Here is a 19,755-nt window from a genome sequence, read left to right as displayed (position 1 = left end):
CCGGCGGTTACGCCGCCAGCGACACTCCGTTTGCGTAGGACCGTGCGCTGAGCCGGACTTCCAGCCGATGCAGTTTCTCGATCATATCGAGGAGGTCGGAGACCGGCGAAAGCTGCATGTCCGACCGCTGGAACTTTTCGAGCAGCAGGCCGGCGATATTGTCGAGCGCGCCGGTTGCCGCCGCCTTGCGCCAGAGGAAGACCGCTTCGACGAAGACGGCAGCGATATCCCGTCCGAGCCCCGAGGCTTCAAAGAGCGCCCGCACCGCATGCATACGGCCCGTCGCAAGGATTGCCCGCACGCGGCGGTCGTCGAGCCCGGAAAGCGACACCATCGCGCCTGCGAAGAAATCGACCTTGCCGCTGCAGAGCGCATGGATGAGAAAGGCGGGCGTCAGCCGTCCGGCAATGCGCAAATGTTCGACCAGGCCAGGGATTTCCTCCTGCAGCACGGTGCCGGCAATCGCGACGGCCGCAGCCTCGCCTGCCTCGCGGGTCATGTGCTCGATCCGCGCCGGCGCCATGCTGGACCGCACCAGTCCCGAGCCCGCAAGGGCTGCGGTAATGTGGTTGACGAGCATGTGGCGGGCATCCGCCGGCAGCGCATCGCGCTCCAGCAGCAGGTTGCGGATTTCGCAGCAATGCCCGAACCGCTCTGCGATCCGCCTGAGCGAAACCCGGGTGATCGCGGCGGTCTCGTTTTCCAGCAGAAGGGTGACTTCGCATTCGTCGCCGATCTCGGCGATCGCGGCTGCGACGCCGCGCGAAAGGTTCGGCCTTGCGGCGATCATTCCACGGGTCAGGCTGTCGCTGCGCCCGGCAAGATCGACGAGGTCGTTTTCGGTCAGTACGGGCGAACAGGCGATGACCGTGCAGGCGATCTCCGGCTGGTCCTCGGCAAGGCACACGATGACGGCCCGCGGCGCATCGGGAGAGCCCGCCAGAGCCTCCGCGAGCGCGAGGCGCACATGCGGCGATGGATCGTCGAGGAGATAGGTCATGGCAAGGGCCGCGGCGCGATGCTGCTCACCGCCCATGGGCGAGTGGAGATAGGCCCGGGCGAGAGCATTGGCCGCCTTCGCCCTCTCAGCCGTTCTTGCCGTTTCTGCCCAACGAAGAAATGCCTGTACGATCACACTCGGCCTCGACTACACATGCCAGGTCGGATCCGGCTGGCTTGATCCGTCACGCTAATGCCAAAAAGTTTAAGATTGGTTCACCACGTTCCTTAACCATGGCGAAGTCCTTGAAAATACGGTCCTGGTTTATCGTCAACCCCTCTGCGGAGGCCGCAACGGTCCATTCGGCGGACGCGGATGTGACCGTGCTTGATTTCACAGGCCCCCTTGAGTCGCGGAATGCGGTTGGGGATTTCTGCCGGGCATGGGCCGACTTGGCGCCGGCCGCGAACCTCTCGTTCCTCCTCCCGGCTTTCTCGTCGGCACGGACGGAGGCCGCCATCGATCTCGCCATCCGGTATGGCGCCGCGTCGGTCGTGCTTTCGGACGTCCGCAACGGGGCCGAAGTCCAGAGGCTCGACATGGCTTTGCGCGTCGCGGAAATTCGCGCGGGGCTGGCGCCGGGCAAGACGCGGATCGTCGCGCTTGCCAATGCCTCCGGCATCCTCGCCGCTTCCAGCTTCGAACGCTGCAGCAATCGGCTGGCGGCCCTCGGCTGGGAAGGCGGCTATGGCCCCTCCTCCGATACCGCGCGTGTTGCGACTGGAACCATCGCGCTCGCCGCCGCCGCAGCAGGCATAGCGGCCATCGACGCCGTCTCGCCCGAGATGGACGCGGCTGCCTTCCTGGCTGACTGCGAAAGAGCAAGAGCGAACGGCTTCTCCGGCAAGCTCTGCCGCGGCCTCGATCAGGTTGTGATCGTCAATCGGATTTTCAGCGTTTAGGCTCGGCGCCGGTCGGCCGGGTCATTTCGAACACGTCCGCGCCGCCGTCGGCATAGTCGCGATAACCCATGCGCGCGATCGGCCGGGCAAGCCCCATGTCGATCCGCCCGCCCCGCAGGATCTCTTCGCTGATATGGATGCCGACTACCTGGCCGACAACCATGTAGGCCTCCGCCGGCTCGCCATCCAACCCGACCGGCTGGATCACCTGCGTGACGCGGCATTCCAGCACCGTATAGGCTTCCGCGACGTAAGGCGCATCGATGAGTCCCGCCATCTTGGCGGTCAGCCCCGCCACCTCGAACTCGCTGACGCCGTAAGGCACCGGCTCCGACGAGGCGTTCATCTGCTCGGCCAGGTGACGACTTGCGAGACTTGCGGTGAAGACGCCGGTTTCCTCGGCGTTCTTCAGGCTGTGCTTTCGGCCGCTGGAAGAGAACATCACCAATTTCGGGTTGTCGGAAATGGCGTTGAAGAACGAATAGGGCGACAGGTTCATGGACCCGTCCCTGCCCTTCGTGCCGATCCAGCCGATCGGACGGGGCGCGACGATCGCCTTGAAGGGATCGTGCTTCAGTCCATGCTGGTTGGTGTCGGTCGTGTAGAACATCGAAAACCCTATTCGCCGGCGTAGGTGACGATCTGCGACAATTCCGGCCGCGGGCGGTCCGGCGTCGCAAAATCGCTGGAACCGATATGGATGAAACCGGCGACCTTTTCGCTAGGCTTCACACCGAGGAGCGCCAGCGCCTCGTCGTCATAGGCGACCCATTCCGTACGCCAATTGGCGACATAGCCATGCGCGCTTGCCGCCATCAGCATGTTGAAGCAGACGGCGCCGGCCGAAAGCACCTGTTCCCATTCGGGAATTTTCGGATGCGGTGCCGCGGTGCTGACGACCGCGACGACGAGCGGCGCACGAGTGAAGCGCGCCAGTTCCGCCTGCCGGGCGGCATCAGTCATGTCGGGCGTCTTTTGGAGCGACAGGGCCAGAAACTGTTCGCCGAGCGTCCTGCGCACGTCGCCGCGATAGACGATGACGCGCCAGGGGGCCAGCTTGCCGTGATCCGGAATGCGGGTTGCGAAGGTGAGAATCGCCTCTAGTTCTTCCTGCGACGGGGCCGGCTCCTTCATCTGGGCTACCGGCGTGGAATGCCTGTCGCGCAGAAAATCGATGAGTTTAACGTCATTTTGCATGGTCAAAGCTTTCATTTGGAGCTGGCGGTCGGGAAGGTCTTGAAATTGCCTTGTCATTGGTCTTCAAGTGACGTCTCGGAAAACAAGAGTCAACCGGTACAACAGATGGCAGGCACTTCCCTTGCGGCACGCTGGTTTCTCGCCGGAGCGATGGCTCTCGGCTCAGCTTTCAGCGCATTCGCCCAGGAAGAGGCCTTCAAGAATTTTCGCGCGCTGGACAGCACGGCGAAGATGCCCAAGCTCAACGCCTTCTCGGCTCTGCCCGGCGGTCCGCCCGGCGCCGTCTCAAGAGACGTACAGTTCGACGCCAAGCTGACATCCGACGGCCAGCCCATGCAGGAAGGTCTCTCTTGGCGCGTCTTCAGCCCGATCGCCGGCGAAGACGGAAAACTGCCGCTGGTGGCCAGTTCCGAAGGCGGCTCCGCGGCGTTCCAGCTCCCCCCCGGCGACTATTTCGTCAATTGCGCCTTCGGCCGCGCCGGCGTCACCAAGAAACTGAAAGTCCCCGAAAGCGGAAACGTGCCGAAACAGACGCTGGTGCTCGATGCCGGCGGTTTCGTCCTGAATGCGGTTGCCGGTACCGACCAGCGCATTCCGCCCAAGGAATTGAGCTTTTCGGTCTATTCGGCCGATGTGCGCGACAACGGCGACCGGGCGCTGGTGATGTCGGACGTGAAGCCGAATACGGTCGTGCGGCTGAACGCCGGCACCTATCATGTCGTCTCGGAATATGGCGACGTCAACGCGGTGGTGCGGGCCGATATCCAGGTGGAGGCCGGCAAGCTCACCCAGGCCGTGCTGCAGCATCGTGCGGCGCAGATCACTCTCAAGCTGGTCTCCCAGCCAGGCGGCGAAGCGATTGCCGATACGGCATGGTCCGTCCTGACCGCCGCCGGGGACATCGTCAACGAAAGCGTCAGCGCTTTCTCGACCATGGTTCTGTCGGAGGGCGAATATCTTGCTGTCGCCCGCAACAAGACCAAAATCTATCAGCGCTCGTTCACCGTCAAAGCCGGCCGCAATACCGAGGTCGAAGTACTGATGCGCGAAACGCCCCAGATCGCGGGCGCTGTCGCCAACGACAGGAACTAGCCCCGTTTCCGCAGAAGTCGCCGAACCTCAGCCAGCCTGACGAAGCCATCTCATCTTATCGTTGCCCTATCGCATTTGACGGCGCCTGCATTCACAGGCGCCGCCATGAGTTGGGTCAGGCCGCTGCCTTTGCCGCCTTCCTGGCTTCGAGGCGGCGCAGCACGTCCGGCGGAGTTGCCTCGAGGCTGAGCGAGGCGATCGCCTCGTCCAGCGTCATCGAGGTCTGGGCCTGCGAGCCGAGGCGGCGGATGTTGACCGAACGCTCCTCGGCTTCCTTTTTGCCGCAGACGATGATGACCGGCACCTTGGTGACCGAGTGCTCGCGGATCTTGTAGTTGATCTTCTCGTTGCGGAAATCGGTCTCGACGACCATGCCCGCATCGCGAAGCGCTTCCGCCACCTCGCGGCCGTAATCGTCGGCATCCGAGGTGATCGTCGCCACCACCACCTGCATCGGCGCGAACCACAGCGGCATGTGGCCCGCAAAATTCTCGATCAGGATGCCGAGGAAACGTTCCATCGAGCCGCAGATGGCGCGATGGATCATCACCGGCTGGGTCTTTTCCGAGTTCTGGTCGATGTAGAACGCGCCGAACCGTTCCGGCAGGTTGAAGTCCACCTGCGTCGTCCCGCACTGCCATTCGCGGCCGATCGCGTCCTTCAGCGTATATTCGAACTTCGGACCATAGAACGCGCCCTCGCCCGGCAGGATGCCGGTCTTGATGCGGCCTTCCGACTGCGCCTCGATCGTCTTCAGGACATCAAGCATGACGGATTCGGCACGGTCCCAAAGCGCGTCGGTGCCGACACGCTTGTCCGGCCGCGTCGACAGCTTGACCACGACTTCCTCGAAGCCGAAATCCTCGTAGACCGACAGGATCAGATCGTTGATCCGCAGGCATTCGGCGGCCATCTGCTCGTCTGTGCAGAAGACATGCGCGTCGTCCTGGGTGAACCCGCGCACGCGCATCAGCCCGTGCAGTGCGCCGGAAGCTTCATAGCGATGCACAAGGCCGAATTCGGCAAGCCGGATAGGGAGTTCGCGATAAGACTTCAAGCCGTGCTTGAAGATCTGCACGTGGCCCGGGCAGTTCATCGGCTTCAGCGCAAAGACGCGGTTGTCCGCTTCCTTGTCTTCCGGATGCGTGAAGGCATAGGCAGACTTCACCGCGAACATGTTCTCCTGGTACCAGCCCCAGTGGCCCGAGGTCTCCCAGAGCGAGGCATCGAGAACCTGCGGCGCGTTGACTTCCTCATAGGTGCCGGCAAGCCGGCGACGCATATAGGCGGTCAGCGTCTGGAACATGCGCCAGCCCTTGCCGTGCCAGAACACCACGCCCGGACCTTCTTCCTGGAAATGGAAGAGGTCCATTTCCCGGCCGAGTTTGCGGTGGTCGCGCTTTTCTGCCTCGGCCAGCACATGCAGGTACTGGTCGAGTTCTTCCTGCGTCGCCCAGGCGGTGCCGTAGATGCGGGTCAGCATGGCGTTGTTGGAGTCGCCGCGCCAATAGGCGCCGGCAACCTTCATCAGCTTGAAGGCCGTCCCGATCTGGCCGGTCGAGGCCATATGCGGACCGCGGCAGAGGTCGAACCAGTCGCCTTGATAATAGATCTTGAGGTCCTGGTCTTCCGGGATCGCATCGATCAGCTCGACCTTGTAGCCTTCACCCTTGGCTGCGAAGACTTCGCGGGCCTTCTCGCGAGACCAGACCTGCTTGGTGAACGGTTTGTTGCGACCGATGATTTCCTTCATCTTCGCCTCGATCTTCGGCAGATCGTCCGGCGTGAAAGGCGCATTGCGGGCGAAATCGTAATAGAATCCGTTTTCGATCACCGGGCCGATGGTGACTTGCGTGCCGGGCCAAAGCTCCTGCACGGCCTCCGCCATCACGTGGGCGGCGTCGTGGCGGATAAGTTCCAGCGCGCGGGCGTCGGTGCGGGTGACGATCTCGATCTTTCCGTCGGTCACCGGCTCGGCAAGGTCCTGCACGGTGCCATTGATGGTGACGGCGACAGCCTTCTTGACGAGCGACTTGGAAATGCTCTCGGCAACGTCACGGCCGGTCGTGCCGGCGTCGAAAACGCGGACGGAGCCATCGGGAAATGTAAGGGAAACGGATTGGGACATGTCTTTCTCCTGTCCAGTCCCGCCAACGAATGCGGGTGGTGTTGGAATAAATGGCGGTTCGCCCTTGGGGCGCAGCCGGCGTGGCTGATAGATGCTTTTGGCGTTTTAGTAAAGGCGAGCAGCCGCTCAGCCGATCATTTCGGCAAGCCCGGCGACGGTGTTGGCATTGCGGATCGTGCCGATGCCGAGCTTCTTGGTGGTCATCGCCGACAGCAGCCGCGTCTCGCTCGCCTTGCCGCCGAAATCCACCCAGAGATCGCCGTTGACGATGGAAATCTTCTCCTCGCCGCGGTGGCGCTCGAGCAGGTTGAGGACACTTTCGTCGAGCGGTTGTCGCATCACCCGCACGCCGACCTCGGAACCTTCTCCCGACGGAAAGGGATTGCCGGCCGCGAGCCTCAGCCAATCGGCACCGGTCCTTGCGATGATATCGACGTGTTTGCCGAACTGCTTCTCGAAGGCGGTCTCCAGTCTCTGCTCGAGATCGCCGATCGATGACCTGCCGGTTTCGAAGACGAGATTGCCCGTCGAAACCAGGGTCCGGCAATTCCGATAGCCGAGATCCTCCGCCATGGCGCGCAGGTCGGCCATCACGACCCGCTTGCCGCTGCCGAGAACGATGCTGTGAAGCAGCGCGACATAGGTGATCATCGGTTCCTCATGGAGGCGATGCCGGTTTGACATGACGGCGCCAGTATCTCCATGGCGTCCACCAATGCTGCCGCCCTTCGAGTGCTTCCGGCACCGGGTCGAGGCCGCTTGTACCGCCCGGCCCGCAGCGCCCCACCCGAAACAACGTCATCCATCCTCCCGGCCACAGCCCATGCCGTGCGACCGCCTCATATCCATATTCCGAACAGGTCGGAATATGCCGGCAGGAATTGCCGATGAAGCCTGACAGGGTCAGCTGGTAGAGGCGGATCAGCCCCATGCCGAATAGCCGGCCGGGCGTCTTGGCAAACGGGCCGGTCCAGTTGCGTGAGCGGCCTGCCTTCGGTTCGGATCTGGAATGCTGGCAGTCGGGGGCATTGCACATCGGATCAGACGGTGGCCGCTTCGGACCGTTCCCTCGCCTCGATCTGGTCGATCGCATCGACGACCGCCTCGAATGTCAGCATGGTGGAGGGATGGCGGGCTCGGTAGTCCTTGACCGGCTTCAGGTAACGCATCTCCTCGAACCGGCCGTCCGGCCCCTCGCCGTCTTCCTTCAGCATGGCGAGCATGTCGTGGCGCGCCTTGCGAATCTCGGCCGTCGTTGCGCCGATCACATGCCGCGCCATGATCGAGGACGAGGCCTGGCCGAGTGCGCAGGCGCGGACCTCATGGGCGAAATCCGTAACCCGGTCGCCGTCCATCTTCAGATGCACGCGCACCTTCGAGCCGCACAGTTTCGAATGTTTTTCGGAACTCGCATCCGCATCGGGCAACACGCCCGCATGGGTGATATTGCCGGCGAATTCGAGGATCTTGCTGTTATAGATGTCGTCCATCAAGGCTCGCTTTTGAAACCGCCGTCGCTCGTTGAACACTGCGTCACGTCCGGCGGGCTACCATAAAAGGCTTCCTGCCATTATATGTGATGTCCGGGCGAGATCATCAAGAAAGGATGTTTTCACGAAATCCTACCGAAAACGGAATAGGATATCTTGTAAAAATGTTCGCCGAAGGTCAGATAACCCCAGATTGCCCAAAAATCAGCCGCAGGTGCCCAGCGGCTGATCAGTCCGTGAGTAACGCCAGTCGGATGCGGCCTTGAACCGCATCAGGAGACGATAGATGGATGCCATTGTAAAGAATTTCCCGGCTTCGAAAGAGAAGCAGGTCCGGCCCTCGCAGCAGGAAGCCGAAGAAGCGGTGCGCGTTCTGCTGCGCTGGGCAGGTGACGATCCGGCTCGCGAAGGCCTGCTCGAGACCCCGAAGCGCGTCGCCGCCTCCTACCGCGAACTGTTTGCCGGTTACGAACAGTCGCCGGAGGACGTGCTTGGCCGCACTTTCGAGGAAGTCTCGGGTTATGACGATATCGTGCTGGTGCGCGACATCCCGTTCTTCTCTCATTGCGAACACCACATGCTGCCGATCATCGGCAAGGCGCATGTCGCCTACCTGCCGAACGGCCGCGTCCTCGGGCTCTCGAAGATCGCCCGCGTCGTGGAGATCTTCGGCCGCCGCCTGCAGACCCAGGAAAACCTGACGGCGCAGATCGCCAATGCGATCCAGGAAACTTTAAAGCCGCGCGGCGTCGCCATAATGATCGAGGCCGAGCACCTGTGCATGGAAATGCGCGGCGTGCAGAAGCAGGGCTCGCATACGATGACGACGACGTTTACCGGCGAGTTCAAGGCGAACGCCGCCGAACAGGCCCGTTTCTTCACGCTGGCCCGCAACCGCTGAGACGCGGTTGCCCGGGCGGAGTTTCCCCATGCCGCTTTCTTTCGACCAGCCTTCCGCCGACAAGACGGAACTCGAAGGCGCTGGCGCCTTCACGCCCCGCTTCGATCAGAACGGTCTCGTCACTGCCGTCGTCACCGATATCCGTGACGGCGAACTGCTGATGGTCGCGCATATGGATGCCGAAGCGCTGGCGCTGACGGTTGAGACCGGCATTGCCCACTATTACAGCCGCTCTCGTGCCAAGATCTGGAAGAAGGGCGAATCCTCCGGCAATCTCCAGACCGTCCATGAACTGCGCACCGATTGCGACCAGGACGCTGTCTGGCTCAAGGTCTCGGTCGCTGGGCACGACGCCACATGCCACACGGGACGCCGCTCCTGTTTCTATCGGACTGTTACCCAAAGTGATGGCCGGGCGGTTCTTGAAATCACCGACGATCAGCGTCATTTTGACCCGGGTGTGGTCTATTCGGATCAAGGAACCATTTAGGGATCTGCCTCGTTTTTCGGCATGTCTCGACTGAATAAACGATTTCGAAATCTGTTGGTGCGCTAATCGGCAGATCGGGGTTGTTCAGCTGTGGAGGGCGTTTGTCGATGCTGAACTGGAGTTGGAACCGTCACGATCCGCAAGCGGCACCTGCCGACGGCGGCGAAACGAACATCCTCGAACCTACCCCTCCTCCCATCATCGAATCCCCCAAAAAAGCAAAGCTTGCCCTCGCCCTCGGCGGCGGTGCCGCGCGCGGCTGGGCGCATATCGGCGTGCTCAGGGCGCTTGACGAAGCCGGGATCGAGGTCGGCATGATTGCCGGTACTTCGATCGGCGCTCTGGTTGGCGGATGTTATCTTGCCGGCAAACTCGACGAACTCGAAACTTTCGCCCGCTCGCTCACCATGCGCCGCATCGCCGGCCTGCTCGATCTGACGATCGGCGGCGGCGGCCTTCTCGGCGGCATGCGGTTGACCAAACGGATGCAGGAACATCTCGAAGGCCTGTCGATCGAGGAACTCGACCGCCCCTTCGTTTCGGTTGCGACCGAACTTCACACCGGCCATGAAGTGTGGATCTCCAGCGGCTCGCTGATCACCGGGCTTCGCGCTTCCTACGCCCTGCCGGGCATTTTTGAACCGGTGAAATGCAACAACCGCACGCTCGTCGATGGCGCGCTCGTCAATCCGGTGCCGACCTCCGTATGCCGCGCCTATGAGCAGCCACTCGTGGTCGCCGTCAACCTGAACTACGAGATTTTTGGCCGGTCGGCTGTCGTCAAGCACAATGCCAGCGTCCAGCCGATCGATGACGGCCGCAAGAAACCCGAGGATGTCCGCGTCGGTCTGACCGGCACCATGGTGCAGGCTTTCAACATCATCCAGGAACGCATCTCGCGGGCGCGGCTTGCGGGCGATCCGCCGGATCTGGCGCTGCATCCGCGTCTTGCCGATATCGGACTGTCGGAGTTCCACCGCGCCGGCGAAGCGATCGACCGCGGCTATACGGAGACGATGGCGCAGATCTCGGCACTGAAGCGCATGCAGGAAGTTTTCGCTCGCTGAGCGGGCAATTCGCCTCGCCACATATGTAAAGAGCCTCGCCTTTCGGCGAGGCCCGGCCAAAATCAGCCGGCGATATAGGCCTTGATCTGTTCGGCCTCGAGTTCGATCTCGCGGATGCGCGACTTCACCACGTCACCGATCGAGATGATGCCGGCAAGCTTGCCGTCCTGCTCGACGGGCACGTGGCGGAAACGGCCCGAGCTCATCATCCCCATCAGTTCGTCGACGGTCGTTTCGTCCTTGCAGCGCTGCACCGAAGTGGTCATTGCCGACTTGACCGGCTGATCGAGAACGGCGGCGCCCTTGCCGGCGACGGCACGCACCAGATCGCGTTCCGTGAAGATGCCGGCGATGCGGCCTTCCATGCCGATCACCACCACGGCACCGATCTTCTTGTCGTTGAGGATACCGGCGACTTCGAGCAGCGTTTTGTCGGGACCGACGGTCACCACGTCACGCCCCTTTGCATCCAGCATGTTCTTGACGACTATTGCCATGGCTCTCTCCTCGCAACCAGTTCGGCTTGGACATTGTCCGTTCCCGAAAGCAAAGCGCCTGGGTGGAGGAACCGTCCCTGCACGTATGCGGAAGTGTAGAGCGAGGCGGGAAAGAGATCAAGAAAGAGATCAAGGACGTGCGAGCGGCATGACGCGGCGTGGCAGGGGATCGAAAAGCCCGAACAGCAGGAAGCCGAAGAGAAAGCCGCCGATATGCGCGTCCCAGGCGATCGGTCCCATATCCGCGCCGAACAGTGTCACCCCGAAGGCGATCAGCAGGTTACCGGCGAACCACATGGCAGTGAAGATCACCACGGTGCGGTTGCGGAAGGAGCCGAGGATCGACTGACGCGGATAAAGATGGCCGTGGGTGCGGTCATAGCCCCGACGTTCCGGGAAGGCGAAACGGCAGGCGGCTCCCATCAGCGCCGAGACGACCCCCGACGCGCCGATCAGCAGCGTCTCGTTGCCCCAGTTGAGCGCGGCGTGGAAGAAGGCGGCGGCCACCGCTGAGAGTATCCAGAAGATCACGTAGCGCAGGGTGCCGATCCGTCTCACGACCGGCGTCCCGAAGGCCATCAGCCAAAGCGCGTTGAAGAGGATGTGTTCGATGCCGCCGTGCAGAAGCGAGTAGGTGACCGGTGTCCACGCCCATGCAAAACCCTGCTCGCCGAGCGGATAGACGTAACGCAACGGCGTGAACGCCAGATTGACGACCATGTAGGCGCGCGTATCCTCGTCCAGCACATAATCCTGCACGATGTAGATGACCGCAAGTAGAGCCAGCGTCACGACAAGGCTCCGCGGAAGATTGAAAATCGGCTGCGAGCGCTCGGCGTCGTCATCCGCCTCGGGCTGCTCGTTTGCTATATCCGGCCCGTCGTTCATGCCAGTCCCTTCCGTCTTCTCATTCCCCGGCGGAATGGCCGACAGCCATATAGGAGCGGCCGTTCAAATGAAAGCATACCGGGATCACAGTAACGCCAGCGCATCGGCAGATCATGGATCGTTAACCATGACCCCTTTGCCGTGGCACGGATTTCGCTGCTGAAGAAGGACCAGCCGCGCATGAAGCGCGATCTGTCTCGAAATGCAACAGGTAAGATGAATGCGCAACCAGGCCAGCCGGGCGATCTTCGACTACTGGATCAATCTCAAGCACGACGGGGCAGTTCCCCTCAAGACCGAGATCGATCCAGCCGCCTTGCGTCATCTTCTTCCGCATCTTTTCATGGCTGCCATGGACCCTGCCGGCACGCTGGTATTCCGCCTAGCTGGTACCCGCATCTGCGACCTGTTCGACCGTGAATTCCGGGGCCAGGCTTTTGCGGATGTCTGGCCGGAAACCGACCACCGGCAGCCGGTGGAAATCGCCCACAACGTCATTCACTCGCAACAGCCGGCGCTTCTGGACGTCCTCGCCTCGAATGGCCACATCCGCCATGCCTATGAGATGTTGCTTCTGCCAATCCGTTCGATGGAGACGGCGGCGAGCGACCGCATCTTCGGCGCCCTCTTGCCCCGGCTCTCTCCCTATCCCGTAACGGCGACGCCGGCCACGTTCCTGACGCTCGAGAACTGGACGTTCCTGACTGGCAGCGGTTCGCATTTCGGCGTACCGGTCACGGGCGATCGCGGGATTTTCCGCAACACGCCAGCTCGGCTTCCGTCCGACCGCCCTCCCTCATGAGAGCGAATGCCGGTCGCGGCAGGTAGCAGCGGCAGCGCCTTCCAAAACCTTCTGTTAACCGAGGCGCGCTAATACTCTTAACGATAGACTTAGAAGAGAAAAGCTCTCTCAAATGTATTCATTTCAGCCGGCTCATACTCCATCTACACCCAGCGTTCCCGCACAGCGTTCCTTTCAGCGCGTATCCGTCAATATTCCAGGACGGCTGATGCTGGCGACGCATGAGGAATTTCCCTGCAACGTCGTAGACATGTCGCCGGGCGACGTCAGTTTTGCCTGCGTCGGTCGCCCTCTCGTCGGCGAACGCGTGATTGCCTATCTAGAGCATATCGGCCGGCTGGAAGGCATGGTCGTCAGTGTGTCGGACACCGGCTTCGTGATGTCGATCAACGCGACGGACCGCAAACGCGAGAAACTGGCCGCCCAGCTGACCTGGATCGCCAACAAGCATGAACTCGGCCTGCCGGAAGATCGCCGCCATGATCGCCTGGCGCCGCGCATTACCCGCACGGAGATCACGCTCGACGACGGCCGGCGTTATGCCTGCCGCATCGTGGACCTTTCGCTGTCCGGCGCGGCCGTCGATATCGATATCCGCCCGGCGCTCGGGACGCCCGTCCGGCTCGGCAACATGCGCGGCCGCGTCGTGCGCCACTTCATGGAAGGCGTAGCGATCGAGTTTAATTCGATCCAGTCGCGCGAAACGCTGACCGAATTCCTCTAAAAGCATTCTTACTATCGCCATCCGGAAGCGTCCCGTTCGGGGCGCTTTTTTGTTGTCCGCCTCCGCCAGCCGTCCCGTTTCGTTGCTGGACAGGCCGGGAAAAGCCGGCGGCTTGTGCCGAAAAGGGGCTTTCTTTCAAAAAAATGTCCCCTTTCGGCACTTTTTTTGAGGCCGGGAATCGACCTCGGCGAGCCCGATTCGACTGTGGTGCACCCTCACTCCGCCCTTTCCTTTCCTGCTCCAACACAACCAACCGCCGCCATTTCCGGGTTGTCGACGCTCCGGCGGCTGCTCCAGCCCTTCGCAAGAAGTGCTTGAATTACAGGCGGATAGCGGGAAAGCGGCAATGCCGGCCGTCGCCGGCAGAGCGCATATTATGAAAACCAATGGCAAATTTGCCTCGAATTTTATGAAATTTCGAGCTGCATTTGAGCTATGTTTTAGACGAATTGAATTCAAATAAGATATTGATTTTACTGCGAGATTTTCCAGTCGATCAAACCCTGTCTGGCAGTGTTCTTCCCACAACGGGGAGACATAAAAATGAAGTGCAGCAAGGGACTGGGCCTCGCCGCCATCACCGCCGCCGTCGCACTCTTTACCGCCGGAAGTTCGTTCGGCATGCCGGGCGGCTCCGTGCGGGTTCTCGGCCAGGCCAATCCGCCGCTCGGCCATTACGAGTTTTGCAAGACCTATGTCAGCGAATGCGCCGCGACCTACAAGGACGCCGGCCCGCTGGCGCTAACCGAAGACAAGTGGCGCACGCTTCTGGACATCAACTACACGGTCAATTCCTCGATCACGCCGATGACCGATCAGGCCATCTACGGTGTCGAAGAGCGCTGGGCCTATCCCCGCACCGTCGGCGATTGCGAGGACTTCGTGCTTCTGAAGCGGAAGATGCTGATCTCGAAGGGCTTTTCGCCGTCCGACCTGCTGATTACCGTCGTCCTGCAGCCGAATGGCGAAGGTCACGCGGTCCTGACGGTCCGCACCGATCGCGGCGACTTCGTGCTCGACAACATGCGCAACAAGGTCATGGTCTGGTCGGATACCGAATATACCTTCCTGAAGCGCCAGGCGAACGACGATCCCGCCCGCTGGGTCAAGCTGCAGGACGGTCGCGCCACCGCCGTCGGCTCGGTCGGCCAGTAATCCCACCTCTCCTATCGGCGGGAGACCGCGGCGACCCGAGCCGCGGTCAATGGGCACGATCGCACCTCTGCAGGCGATCGCCCGAACTGTCCCGGACTTGATCTGCTTTACGAAGCGTTAATCATAACGATCCAGACTGCGGCCAAATCGCCTGGCCTCTTCCCGTATTCCTGTCCCGTTCCGGCGCTGGCGAATCCCCTCTCGAACGAGAACATGGAGCGCACGTCATGGCAGGTCCGGCCCGGAACCTCTCGGCTGCAGAAGAAACACCGCTCCTCTCCAATCGCTTCGTCTATCGGCTGACTGTCGTCATCGCCGTCCTTGCTCTGTTGACGGCGGCGATCAGCATCAGCGGTCATTGGTTCGGCCAGCGTATCGCGCTTGCCGGCCATACCGACAGTACCGAAGAGTTCCTGATCCGGATCGGCCAGGACAAGCTCAAGCTTCCGGCCAACACTATCCGCTTCCGCGACCAGCGCCGGGCCGGTATCACCGAGCGCGTCGACCTCTATCTCACTTGGCCGGAACTCGAAGGTTACAGTGCCGGCCTGCGGTCTCGCTTCGATGATGTCGGCCAGTCTTCCTCATTGATTTTCCTGCAATTATCCCAGAGCACCATGTCTCGCGACATGTCTGGCCGGCTGGAGCCGATATACTCAAAACTGTTCGACGGCGCGCCGCAGCAGGCGGCCTTCGGATTGACGCTTCACCGGCTGCGCGCCGACTCGGGCTATGGCAACGAGATCGTCCTGACAGGGCGGGTCGCCGGCGCGCCGGACTACGTCGTTCGCTGCGTGCTGCCGGCTGCCGGCGAGAGGGCGACCAGCGGCGACTGCCAGCGGGATATCCACATCGGGCAGGACCTGACGATACTTTATCGCTTCTCCAGTGCGCTTTTGAGGGATTGGCAACATATTGATGCCGCAGTTCGCCTCTTTGTCGAAAACCGGCTGGCGAAATAAGCCGCCGCGGACGGGTCGGGTCCAAGCCCCAAGTTGATGTCTAAAATGCAGTATATCGAAGCAAGCTGCTGTTCATCATAAACCTCTTGGTAACGCTAATCCCCTAGATTGACGGGTAACGGTCGTGGCGGGGGCGCGTCCGGATATGACTGATGTGATGCAAGCGATGAGTGCGGCAGTGTCGAAAAAAATGTTCTCTGCATTCCCTTCGAAGGGTGATGCGACGGTTCCGGGACGTTTCCTCGGGTTTCTCTTCACATTGGCTGTGGCGATTTCGATGTTTTCGACGCCGGCTGCCGCAGGTCCGAAATATGCCGGTATCGTCGTCGACGCCAAGACCGGCAAGGTTCTCTATTCCGAGGATCCGGATGGTCTGCGTTACCCCGCGTCGCTCACCAAGATGATGACGCTCTACCTGACTTTCGAAGCGCTTGAAGCCGGCCGGATCAGCCTCGACACGCAAGTCCCGGTCTCGGCTCATGCTGCATCCGAGCCGCCCTCCAAGCTCGGCGTTCGCGCCGGCGGCTCGGTCTCGGTCGACCAGGCCATCCGCGCACTGGTCACTCGCTCCGCCAACGACATTGCCACCGCTCTCGGTGAATTCATCGGCGGCTCCGAAGAGCGCTTTGCATCGTTGATGACCGGCAAGGCGCGTGCGCTCGGCATGACCCGTACCACCTATCGCAACGCCAACGGCCTGCCGAATACCGCGCAGATGACGACGGCGCGCGATCAGGCGCGTCTCGGCATGGCCCTGCGTCAGCACTTCCCGCAATATTACGGTTACTTCGCGATCCGCAGCTTCAATTTCGGCAAGCAGACGATCGGCAATCACAATCGCCTGGTCGGCAACGTCAAGGGCGTCGACGGCATCAAGACCGGCTACACCCGCGCCGCCGGCAGCAATCTTGCTACCTCGGCCCAGCTCGATGGACGTTCGATCGTCGCCGTCGTGCTCGGTGGCCGCTCCAGTGCTGCCCGTGACGCAACGATGCGCAAGCTGGTCGCGGAATATCTTCCGGAGGCATCTCGCGGCGGCAACAACAACCTGATCGCCCAGGTGGCCCCGGCTGCGCCCGCTCCCTCTGCGCCGGTCAGGTCCGCTTCGCCGGTCGCTGCGTCCCAGTCCGACGCACGCCAGATGGCCGCCCTCGACCTGCCGCCGAGCGGCCCGTTGCCGGGCGCCCGCTATGCCGAGCAGCAGGCCGCAGCCATGGCTCCCGCCGCATCGGCCTATGCCGCGGAACCGGAACAGAAGAAGGTCATCACCCAGGCGATGAGCTCGGCCATGGCCGGCGCCTCCGCCGTCCCGACGCCGGCTCCGGAATACATGCCGGCCAAGACCGAAGTGGCCGTGGCGCACCGGACGAGCCGCTCGGCCGTCGATGAAGTGACGACCGCTTCTACCAAGGCCTCTGCCTCCGCGGCATCCGCAAAGCCCTCCTCCGAGGCGTCGATGGCGGCGAACGGCTGGGTCATTCAGATCGGCGCCTCGCCGAACCAGAAACAAGCTCAGAATCTCCTGCAGAATGCGCAGGATAAAGGCGGCAAGGTATTGCGTTCCGCCAAACCCTTCACTGTCGCCTTCAGCAACAATGGCGAACAGATCTACCGCGCCCGCTTCGGCGGCTTCGACGACCAGAAGACGGCCATCGATGCCTGCAACCTGTTGAAGAAGAAGGGCATCAGCTGCTGGGCGTCGCTTCAGTGAGCGTCGCCGGCGATCAAGGAAAATACCCGCGCCGGGAGTTCGGCGCGGAGGGATCTCGAGAGTAACGAGTAGACGGGGTTTCCGATGGCAATGAATGAAAACAGCGCAGAACTGGCCTTCAAGCCGGCTCAGAAGTCCAGAGCGAAGGGCGTCGCCCTCAACCCGCTTCACGAGGCGGCCATGCGGCTTGCCGGTCTCGGCTTGAACCGTTCCAAGGAAAAGACCCGCGACCTGGTCGCCATGCTGCTCAGCCACGGTGCCCGCGCCTGGCGGCATTCCCAGCCGGAAGCCAATGTCCACCTGCATATCGGCATACGCGCCGGCCGTGCACCGGTCCGCATCAGGCTTCGCTGATCGCAAGATCAGCCGCTACAGAAGTCCAAGTTCGGCGAGTTCCCGCCGCAGATCTTCCGGAAGCGCCGCCACGTCCTCGCCCAGTTTGCCGAGGTCGCGCGGCGCTTCTTCGCTTTTCAGATACCGCCATCCCTGGAAAGGCCGTTTCGGCTGCGGCGCGGTCTCGATAACCTCGGGCCCAAGCACCAGCTGGCAGCGCTGGATGCCGTCGCCGCCGGTAACCGTGCGGATATCGAGCAGCTTCTGCCGCGCCATCACCTGCCCCTTGATCACCCAGTAGAGCGATCCGTCGTCAAGCAGTTCCTCCATGCGCTTCGGCGCCATGCGGGTCGTATGGATGCTGTGCGGCTCAAGGCCGGCAGCCATCGCATTAAGCGACCGCTCGGCGACCCAGTCCTGGAGATCCTGGATCGAATCGGCGCCGACGCAGAGTTTGATGAGATGTAGAGCCATGGTTTGGTTGAAGACCCATCCGCACGTGAGGTCAAGCGTTTGCTCGGTTCACTCCACAGCGGGGACGGTTCAACACTCGACGACGTTGACCGCAAGGCCGCCCGTGGACGTCTCCTTGTATTTCTCGCTCATGTCGTTGCCGGTCTGGCGCATCGTCTCGATACAGGCGTCGAGCGGCACGAAATGCGTCCCGTCGCCCTTGATGGCGAGCGAGGCGGCCGTGACCGCCTTGACGGCCCCGAGCGCATTGCGTTCGATGCAGGGCACCTGCACGAGACCGGCGATCGGGTCGCAGGTCATGCCGAGATGGTGTTCCAGCGCGATCTCGGCGGCATTCTCGATCTGCTCCGGCGAGCCGCCCATGACGGCCGCAAGCCCTGCCGCGGCCATGGCGGCAGCCGAGCCCACTTCGCCCTGACAGCCGACTTCGGCGCCTGAGATCGAGGCATTGTGCTTGATGATGCCGCCGATTGCGGCCGCCGTCAGCAGGAAGTTGTGGACGTCGGCCTGGGTCGCGTCCTCATGGAAATGCAGGTAATAGCGTACCGTCGCCGGAATGACTCCCGCCGCGCCGTTGGTTGGTGCCGTGACCACCCGTCCGCCGCCGGCATTCTCCTCGTTGACGGCCATGGCATAGACACTCAGCCAGTCGTTGGCGAGCAGCGGGTTCAGCCGGTTGCTGCGCCATTCCTCGTTCAGCTTGTCGTGGATCGACTTCGCCCGACGCTTCACCTTCAGCCCGCCGGGCATGATCCCGTCGACCTTGAGGCCGCGGTCGATACAGCTCGACATCGCTTCCCAAATGCGGTCGAGACCGGCATCGAGTTCGGTGGAGCTCATTTTGGTTTCTTCGTTGGCACGCTTCATCTGGGCGATCGTCAGGCCCGAACCGCGCGCCATGTCGAGCATTTGCCGGGCGGAGGCGAAGGGATACGGAATGCGCGCATCACCTGCCGATTTCTTAGGCGTACGCATCGCTTCCAGCTCGGTGTCCGTCACCACGAACCCGCCGCCGATCGAATAGTAGATCCGCTTCAGGAGAAGCCGGCCGTCGCGGTCGAAGGCGGAAAAACTCATGCCGTTAGCATGGCCCGGCAACGGCTGCTTCTTGTCGAAGATCAGGTCGGTCTTCGGCTGGAACTCGTAAGCCGGATGGCCGGGCGGCGTGACGCGGCCGCTGCGTTCCACTTCGCCGATGATCTCGTCCATCCTGTCGGGATCGACGGCGTGCGGCTCCTCGCCGACCAGGCCTAATATCACCGCCCTGCCCGTCCCGTGACCGATCCCGGTGAACGCAAGCGACCCATGCAGGCTCACCTTCAGCGCTGCGACATGCGCCCCGGTCGGCCGCGGCCAATCGTTGGACAGGATGAGCTCCAGGAAGCGGTTGGCTGCCGACATCGGTCCCATCGTGTGGGAGCTCGACGGACCGATACCAATCTTGAAAACGTCGAAAACGGACAGGAACATGAGAATCCGTGCGGTGATACGAGGGATGGCCAAGTCTATATCAGCCAAACCTATGTCAGACTGTCGCCGTGGCTTGGCGGTTGCCCGACATCCGGTGAGCCGGCCGCGACATGGCCTTAAAATAGAAACGGCGCGGTACGAATACCACGCCGAGGACCGAAATTCCGGAATTTCACTGAGACGGTCAGATAGCGCCGAAAAGATATGCGAGGGCCAAGGCACCTGCAAATCCTACCAGCGCCTTGAAGGTCACGCCCCAGCAGGACTTCTGAACGGTATCTTCCATGTCGTCTCCAGGTTCTTGCCGCATTGATAAACGTCCGCTCCGGGTCGTCATGGCTAATGGTCTATTAAAATCCCGCCGCCTGCGCAATCCAAAAATGGCGGAAACATGGCGGAACTCCAGGCTGGTCATGTTCGCAACGCCTGCCTGCCCCAAATAGTTCCCTTGCCGATGCAGGAGGCTTGCCGC

At 62.0% G+C, this 19,755-nt stretch carries 23 protein-coding genes; 11 read left to right on the top strand and 12 right to left on the bottom strand.

Features of this window, described 5'->3' with window-relative positions; translation table 11 throughout:
* Nucleotides 1-7: 7 nt before the first annotated feature.
* Entirely contained in the window at nt 8-1,135 is a 1,128-nt protein-coding gene (locus tag C5J22_RS10510) for a DUF2336 domain-containing protein (protein ID WP_105438195.1), read from the bottom strand.
* Between the two features lie 188 nt (nt 1,136-1,323).
* Between C5J22_RS10510 and C5J22_RS10505 the strand changes: the two genes are divergently transcribed.
* The gene (locus C5J22_RS10505; RefSeq protein WP_172746592.1) at nt 1,324-1,902 is read left to right on the top strand and encodes an aldolase/citrate lyase family protein; all 579 of its coding nucleotides are present in this window, start codon (nt 1,324-1,326) and stop codon (nt 1,900-1,902) included.
* Here the strand turns inward: C5J22_RS10505 and C5J22_RS10500 are convergent.
* Both C5J22_RS10500 and C5J22_RS10495 read right to left on the bottom strand, forming a co-directional pair.
* Nucleotides 1,892-2,512 carry a flavin reductase family protein gene (locus C5J22_RS10500; RefSeq protein ID WP_105438193.1) on the bottom strand — a complete coding sequence of 207 codons (621 nt, stop codon included), beginning with the start codon at nt 2,510-2,512 and terminating at the stop codon, nt 1,892-1,894. The two genes, C5J22_RS10505 and C5J22_RS10500, sit on opposite strands and share 11 nt — an antisense overlap.
* Nucleotides 2,513-2,520: 8 nt before the next feature.
* Nucleotides 2,521-3,099, bottom strand: coding sequence for a nitroreductase (locus C5J22_RS10495; protein WP_105438496.1), 579 nt, complete (start codon nt 3,097-3,099; stop codon nt 2,521-2,523).
* Between the two features lie 105 nt (nt 3,100-3,204).
* Here C5J22_RS10495 and C5J22_RS10490 point away from each other — a divergent pair, with 105 nt between their 5' ends.
* Complete coding sequence (locus tag C5J22_RS10490; RefSeq protein ID WP_105438192.1) at nt 3,205-4,191, top strand: hypothetical protein; 987 nt, start codon at nt 3,205-3,207, stop codon at nt 4,189-4,191.
* A 115-nt stretch (nt 4,192-4,306) separates the two neighbouring features.
* Here the strand turns inward: C5J22_RS10490 and thrS are convergent, their stop codons facing one another.
* From thrS to C5J22_RS10470, 4 genes are all read right to left on the bottom strand, one after another.
* Nucleotides 4,307-6,319 carry a threonine--tRNA ligase gene (thrS, locus tag C5J22_RS10485; RefSeq protein ID WP_105438191.1) on the bottom strand — a complete coding sequence of 671 codons (2,013 nt, stop codon included), beginning with the start codon at nt 6,317-6,319 and terminating at the stop codon, nt 4,307-4,309.
* Nucleotides 6,320-6,445: 126 nt separating this feature from the next.
* The gene (locus C5J22_RS10480; protein WP_105438190.1) at nt 6,446-6,970 is read right to left on the bottom strand and encodes a DUF1697 domain-containing protein; all 525 of its coding nucleotides are present in this window, start codon (nt 6,968-6,970) and stop codon (nt 6,446-6,448) included.
* 7 nt (nt 6,971-6,977) lie between these two features.
* A complete protein-coding gene (yidD, locus tag C5J22_RS10475; protein WP_105404862.1) occupies nt 6,978-7,355 on the bottom strand; it encodes a membrane protein insertion efficiency factor YidD in 378 nt (125 codons plus the stop codon).
* Nucleotides 7,356-7,359: 4 nt separating this feature from the next.
* On the bottom strand, nt 7,360-7,809 hold the full coding sequence (locus C5J22_RS10470) for an iron-sulfur cluster assembly scaffold protein (protein ID WP_172746591.1): 450 nt from the start codon (nt 7,807-7,809) through the stop codon (nt 7,360-7,362).
* 286 nt (nt 7,810-8,095) lie between these two features.
* Between C5J22_RS10470 and folE the strand changes: the two genes are divergently transcribed.
* The 3 genes from folE (at nt 8,096) to C5J22_RS10455 (ending at nt 10,267) form a co-directional block, all read left to right on the top strand.
* Nucleotides 8,096-8,710, top strand: a complete 615-nt coding sequence (folE, locus tag C5J22_RS10465) for a GTP cyclohydrolase I FolE (protein ID WP_105415859.1) — start codon at nt 8,096-8,098, stop codon at nt 8,708-8,710.
* Between the two features lie 28 nt (nt 8,711-8,738).
* On the top strand, nt 8,739-9,200 hold the full coding sequence (gene hisI, locus C5J22_RS10460) for a phosphoribosyl-AMP cyclohydrolase (protein WP_105415861.1): 462 nt from the start codon (nt 8,739-8,741) through the stop codon (nt 9,198-9,200).
* A gap of 107 nt (nt 9,201-9,307) precedes the next feature.
* Nucleotides 9,308-10,267: a patatin-like phospholipase family protein gene (locus C5J22_RS10455; RefSeq protein WP_105404866.1), complete on the top strand. Its 960-nt coding sequence runs from the start codon at nt 9,308-9,310 to the stop codon at nt 10,265-10,267.
* A gap of 62 nt (nt 10,268-10,329) precedes the next feature.
* Here the strand turns inward: C5J22_RS10455 and C5J22_RS10450 are convergent, their stop codons facing one another.
* Both C5J22_RS10450 and C5J22_RS10445 read right to left on the bottom strand, forming a co-directional pair.
* A complete protein-coding gene (locus C5J22_RS10450; protein ID WP_105424449.1) occupies nt 10,330-10,764 on the bottom strand; it encodes a CBS domain-containing protein in 435 nt (144 codons plus the stop codon).
* Nucleotides 10,765-10,893: 129 nt separating this feature from the next.
* Nucleotides 10,894-11,652 carry a rhomboid family intramembrane serine protease gene (locus tag C5J22_RS10445; protein ID WP_105438188.1) on the bottom strand — a complete coding sequence of 253 codons (759 nt, stop codon included), beginning with the start codon at nt 11,650-11,652 and terminating at the stop codon, nt 10,894-10,896.
* A gap of 220 nt (nt 11,653-11,872) precedes the next feature.
* Between C5J22_RS10445 and C5J22_RS10440 the strand changes: the two genes are divergently transcribed.
* From C5J22_RS10440 to C5J22_RS10415, 6 genes are all read left to right on the top strand, one after another.
* Nucleotides 11,873-12,454 carry a PAS domain-containing protein gene (locus tag C5J22_RS10440; protein WP_105438187.1) on the top strand — a complete coding sequence of 194 codons (582 nt, stop codon included), beginning with the start codon at nt 11,873-11,875 and terminating at the stop codon, nt 12,452-12,454.
* A 112-nt stretch (nt 12,455-12,566) separates the two neighbouring features.
* Nucleotides 12,567-13,178 carry a PilZ domain-containing protein gene (locus tag C5J22_RS10435; protein ID WP_046666919.1) on the top strand — a complete coding sequence of 204 codons (612 nt, stop codon included), beginning with the start codon at nt 12,567-12,569 and terminating at the stop codon, nt 13,176-13,178.
* 543 nt (nt 13,179-13,721) lie between these two features.
* Nucleotides 13,722-14,333 (top strand): transglutaminase-like cysteine peptidase, encoded by a 612-nt coding sequence (locus tag C5J22_RS10430; protein WP_105438186.1) that lies wholly within the window; start codon nt 13,722-13,724, stop codon nt 14,331-14,333.
* A 227-nt stretch (nt 14,334-14,560) separates the two neighbouring features.
* Complete coding sequence (locus C5J22_RS10425; RefSeq protein ID WP_105438185.1) at nt 14,561-15,295, top strand: hypothetical protein; 735 nt, start codon at nt 14,561-14,563, stop codon at nt 15,293-15,295.
* 190 nt (nt 15,296-15,485) lie between these two features.
* Nucleotides 15,486-17,006 (top strand): D-alanyl-D-alanine carboxypeptidase, encoded by a 1,521-nt coding sequence (locus C5J22_RS10420; protein WP_371412591.1) that lies wholly within the window; start codon nt 15,486-15,488, stop codon nt 17,004-17,006.
* An 84-nt stretch (nt 17,007-17,090) separates the two neighbouring features.
* Entirely contained in the window at nt 17,091-17,360 is a 270-nt protein-coding gene (locus C5J22_RS10415; RefSeq protein ID WP_046640241.1) for a hypothetical protein, read from the top strand.
* A gap of 15 nt (nt 17,361-17,375) precedes the next feature.
* On the opposite strand, the gene C5J22_RS10410 is transcribed toward C5J22_RS10415, so the two are convergent.
* From C5J22_RS10410 to C5J22_RS31115, 3 genes are all read right to left on the bottom strand, one after another.
* Nucleotides 17,376-17,813, bottom strand: a complete 438-nt coding sequence (locus tag C5J22_RS10410; protein WP_046636189.1) for a DUF1489 family protein — start codon at nt 17,811-17,813, stop codon at nt 17,376-17,378.
* 69 nt (nt 17,814-17,882) lie between these two features.
* Nucleotides 17,883-19,283: an L-serine ammonia-lyase gene (locus tag C5J22_RS10405; RefSeq protein WP_105438495.1), complete on the bottom strand. Its 1,401-nt coding sequence runs from the start codon at nt 19,281-19,283 to the stop codon at nt 17,883-17,885.
* A 184-nt stretch (nt 19,284-19,467) separates the two neighbouring features.
* The gene (locus C5J22_RS31115; protein WP_172724333.1) at nt 19,468-19,698 is read right to left on the bottom strand and encodes a hypothetical protein; all 231 of its coding nucleotides are present in this window, start codon (nt 19,696-19,698) and stop codon (nt 19,468-19,470) included.
* Between the last annotated feature and the right edge of the window lie 57 nt (nt 19,699-19,755).

The organism is Neorhizobium sp. T25_13, from assembly GCF_002968675.1.
GTDB lineage: Bacteria > Pseudomonadota > Alphaproteobacteria > Rhizobiales > Rhizobiaceae > Neorhizobium > Neorhizobium tomejilense.
Note: the sequence above shows the minus strand (reverse complement) of the source record. Positions and strands in the feature narration are given on the sequence as shown.

Excerpts from the sequence above, each read along its gene's own strand:
- folE (WP_105415859.1), top strand. The coding sequence starts at position 8,096 with ATGGATGCCATTGTAAAGAATTTCCCGGCTTCGAAAGAGAAGCAGGTC.
- C5J22_RS10420 (WP_371412591.1), top strand. The coding sequence starts at position 15,486 with ATGTTCTCTGCATTCCCTTCGAAGGGTGATGCGACGGTTCCGGGACGT.
- yidD (WP_105404862.1), bottom strand. The coding sequence starts at position 7,355 with ATGTGCAATGCCCCCGACTGCCAGCATTCCAGATCCGAACCGAAGGCA.
- C5J22_RS10445 (WP_105438188.1), bottom strand. The coding sequence starts at position 11,652 with ATGAACGACGGGCCGGATATAGCAAACGAGCAGCCCGAGGCGGATGAC.
- C5J22_RS10435 (WP_046666919.1), top strand. The coding sequence starts at position 12,567 with ATGTATTCATTTCAGCCGGCTCATACTCCATCTACACCCAGCGTTCCC.
- C5J22_RS10425 (WP_105438185.1), top strand. The coding sequence starts at position 14,561 with ATGGCAGGTCCGGCCCGGAACCTCTCGGCTGCAGAAGAAACACCGCTC.
- hisI (WP_105415861.1), top strand. The coding sequence starts at position 8,739 with ATGCCGCTTTCTTTCGACCAGCCTTCCGCCGACAAGACGGAACTCGAA.
- C5J22_RS10490 (WP_105438192.1), top strand. The coding sequence starts at position 3,205 with ATGGCAGGCACTTCCCTTGCGGCACGCTGGTTTCTCGCCGGAGCGATG.
- C5J22_RS10450 (WP_105424449.1), bottom strand. The coding sequence starts at position 10,764 with ATGGCAATAGTCGTCAAGAACATGCTGGATGCAAAGGGGCGTGACGTG.
- C5J22_RS10500 (WP_105438193.1), bottom strand. The coding sequence starts at position 2,512 with ATGTTCTACACGACCGACACCAACCAGCATGGACTGAAGCACGATCCC.
- C5J22_RS10430 (WP_105438186.1), top strand. The coding sequence starts at position 13,722 with ATGAAGTGCAGCAAGGGACTGGGCCTCGCCGCCATCACCGCCGCCGTC.
- C5J22_RS10440 (WP_105438187.1), top strand. The coding sequence starts at position 11,873 with ATGCGCAACCAGGCCAGCCGGGCGATCTTCGACTACTGGATCAATCTC.
- C5J22_RS10455 (WP_105404866.1), top strand. The coding sequence starts at position 9,308 with ATGCTGAACTGGAGTTGGAACCGTCACGATCCGCAAGCGGCACCTGCC.
- C5J22_RS10410 (WP_046636189.1), bottom strand. The coding sequence starts at position 17,813 with ATGGCTCTACATCTCATCAAACTCTGCGTCGGCGCCGATTCGATCCAG.
- C5J22_RS10480 (WP_105438190.1), bottom strand. The coding sequence starts at position 6,970 with ATGATCACCTATGTCGCGCTGCTTCACAGCATCGTTCTCGGCAGCGGC.
- C5J22_RS10470 (WP_172746591.1), bottom strand. The coding sequence starts at position 7,809 with ATGGACGACATCTATAACAGCAAGATCCTCGAATTCGCCGGCAATATC.
- thrS (WP_105438191.1), bottom strand. The coding sequence starts at position 6,319 with ATGTCCCAATCCGTTTCCCTTACATTTCCCGATGGCTCCGTCCGCGTT.
- C5J22_RS31115 (WP_172724333.1), bottom strand. The coding sequence starts at position 19,698 with ATGACCAGCCTGGAGTTCCGCCATGTTTCCGCCATTTTTGGATTGCGC.
- C5J22_RS10405 (WP_105438495.1), bottom strand. The coding sequence starts at position 19,283 with ATGTTCCTGTCCGTTTTCGACGTTTTCAAGATTGGTATCGGTCCGTCG.
- C5J22_RS10495 (WP_105438496.1), bottom strand. The coding sequence starts at position 3,099 with ATGCAAAATGACGTTAAACTCATCGATTTTCTGCGCGACAGGCATTCC.
- C5J22_RS10415 (WP_046640241.1), top strand. The coding sequence starts at position 17,091 with ATGGCAATGAATGAAAACAGCGCAGAACTGGCCTTCAAGCCGGCTCAG.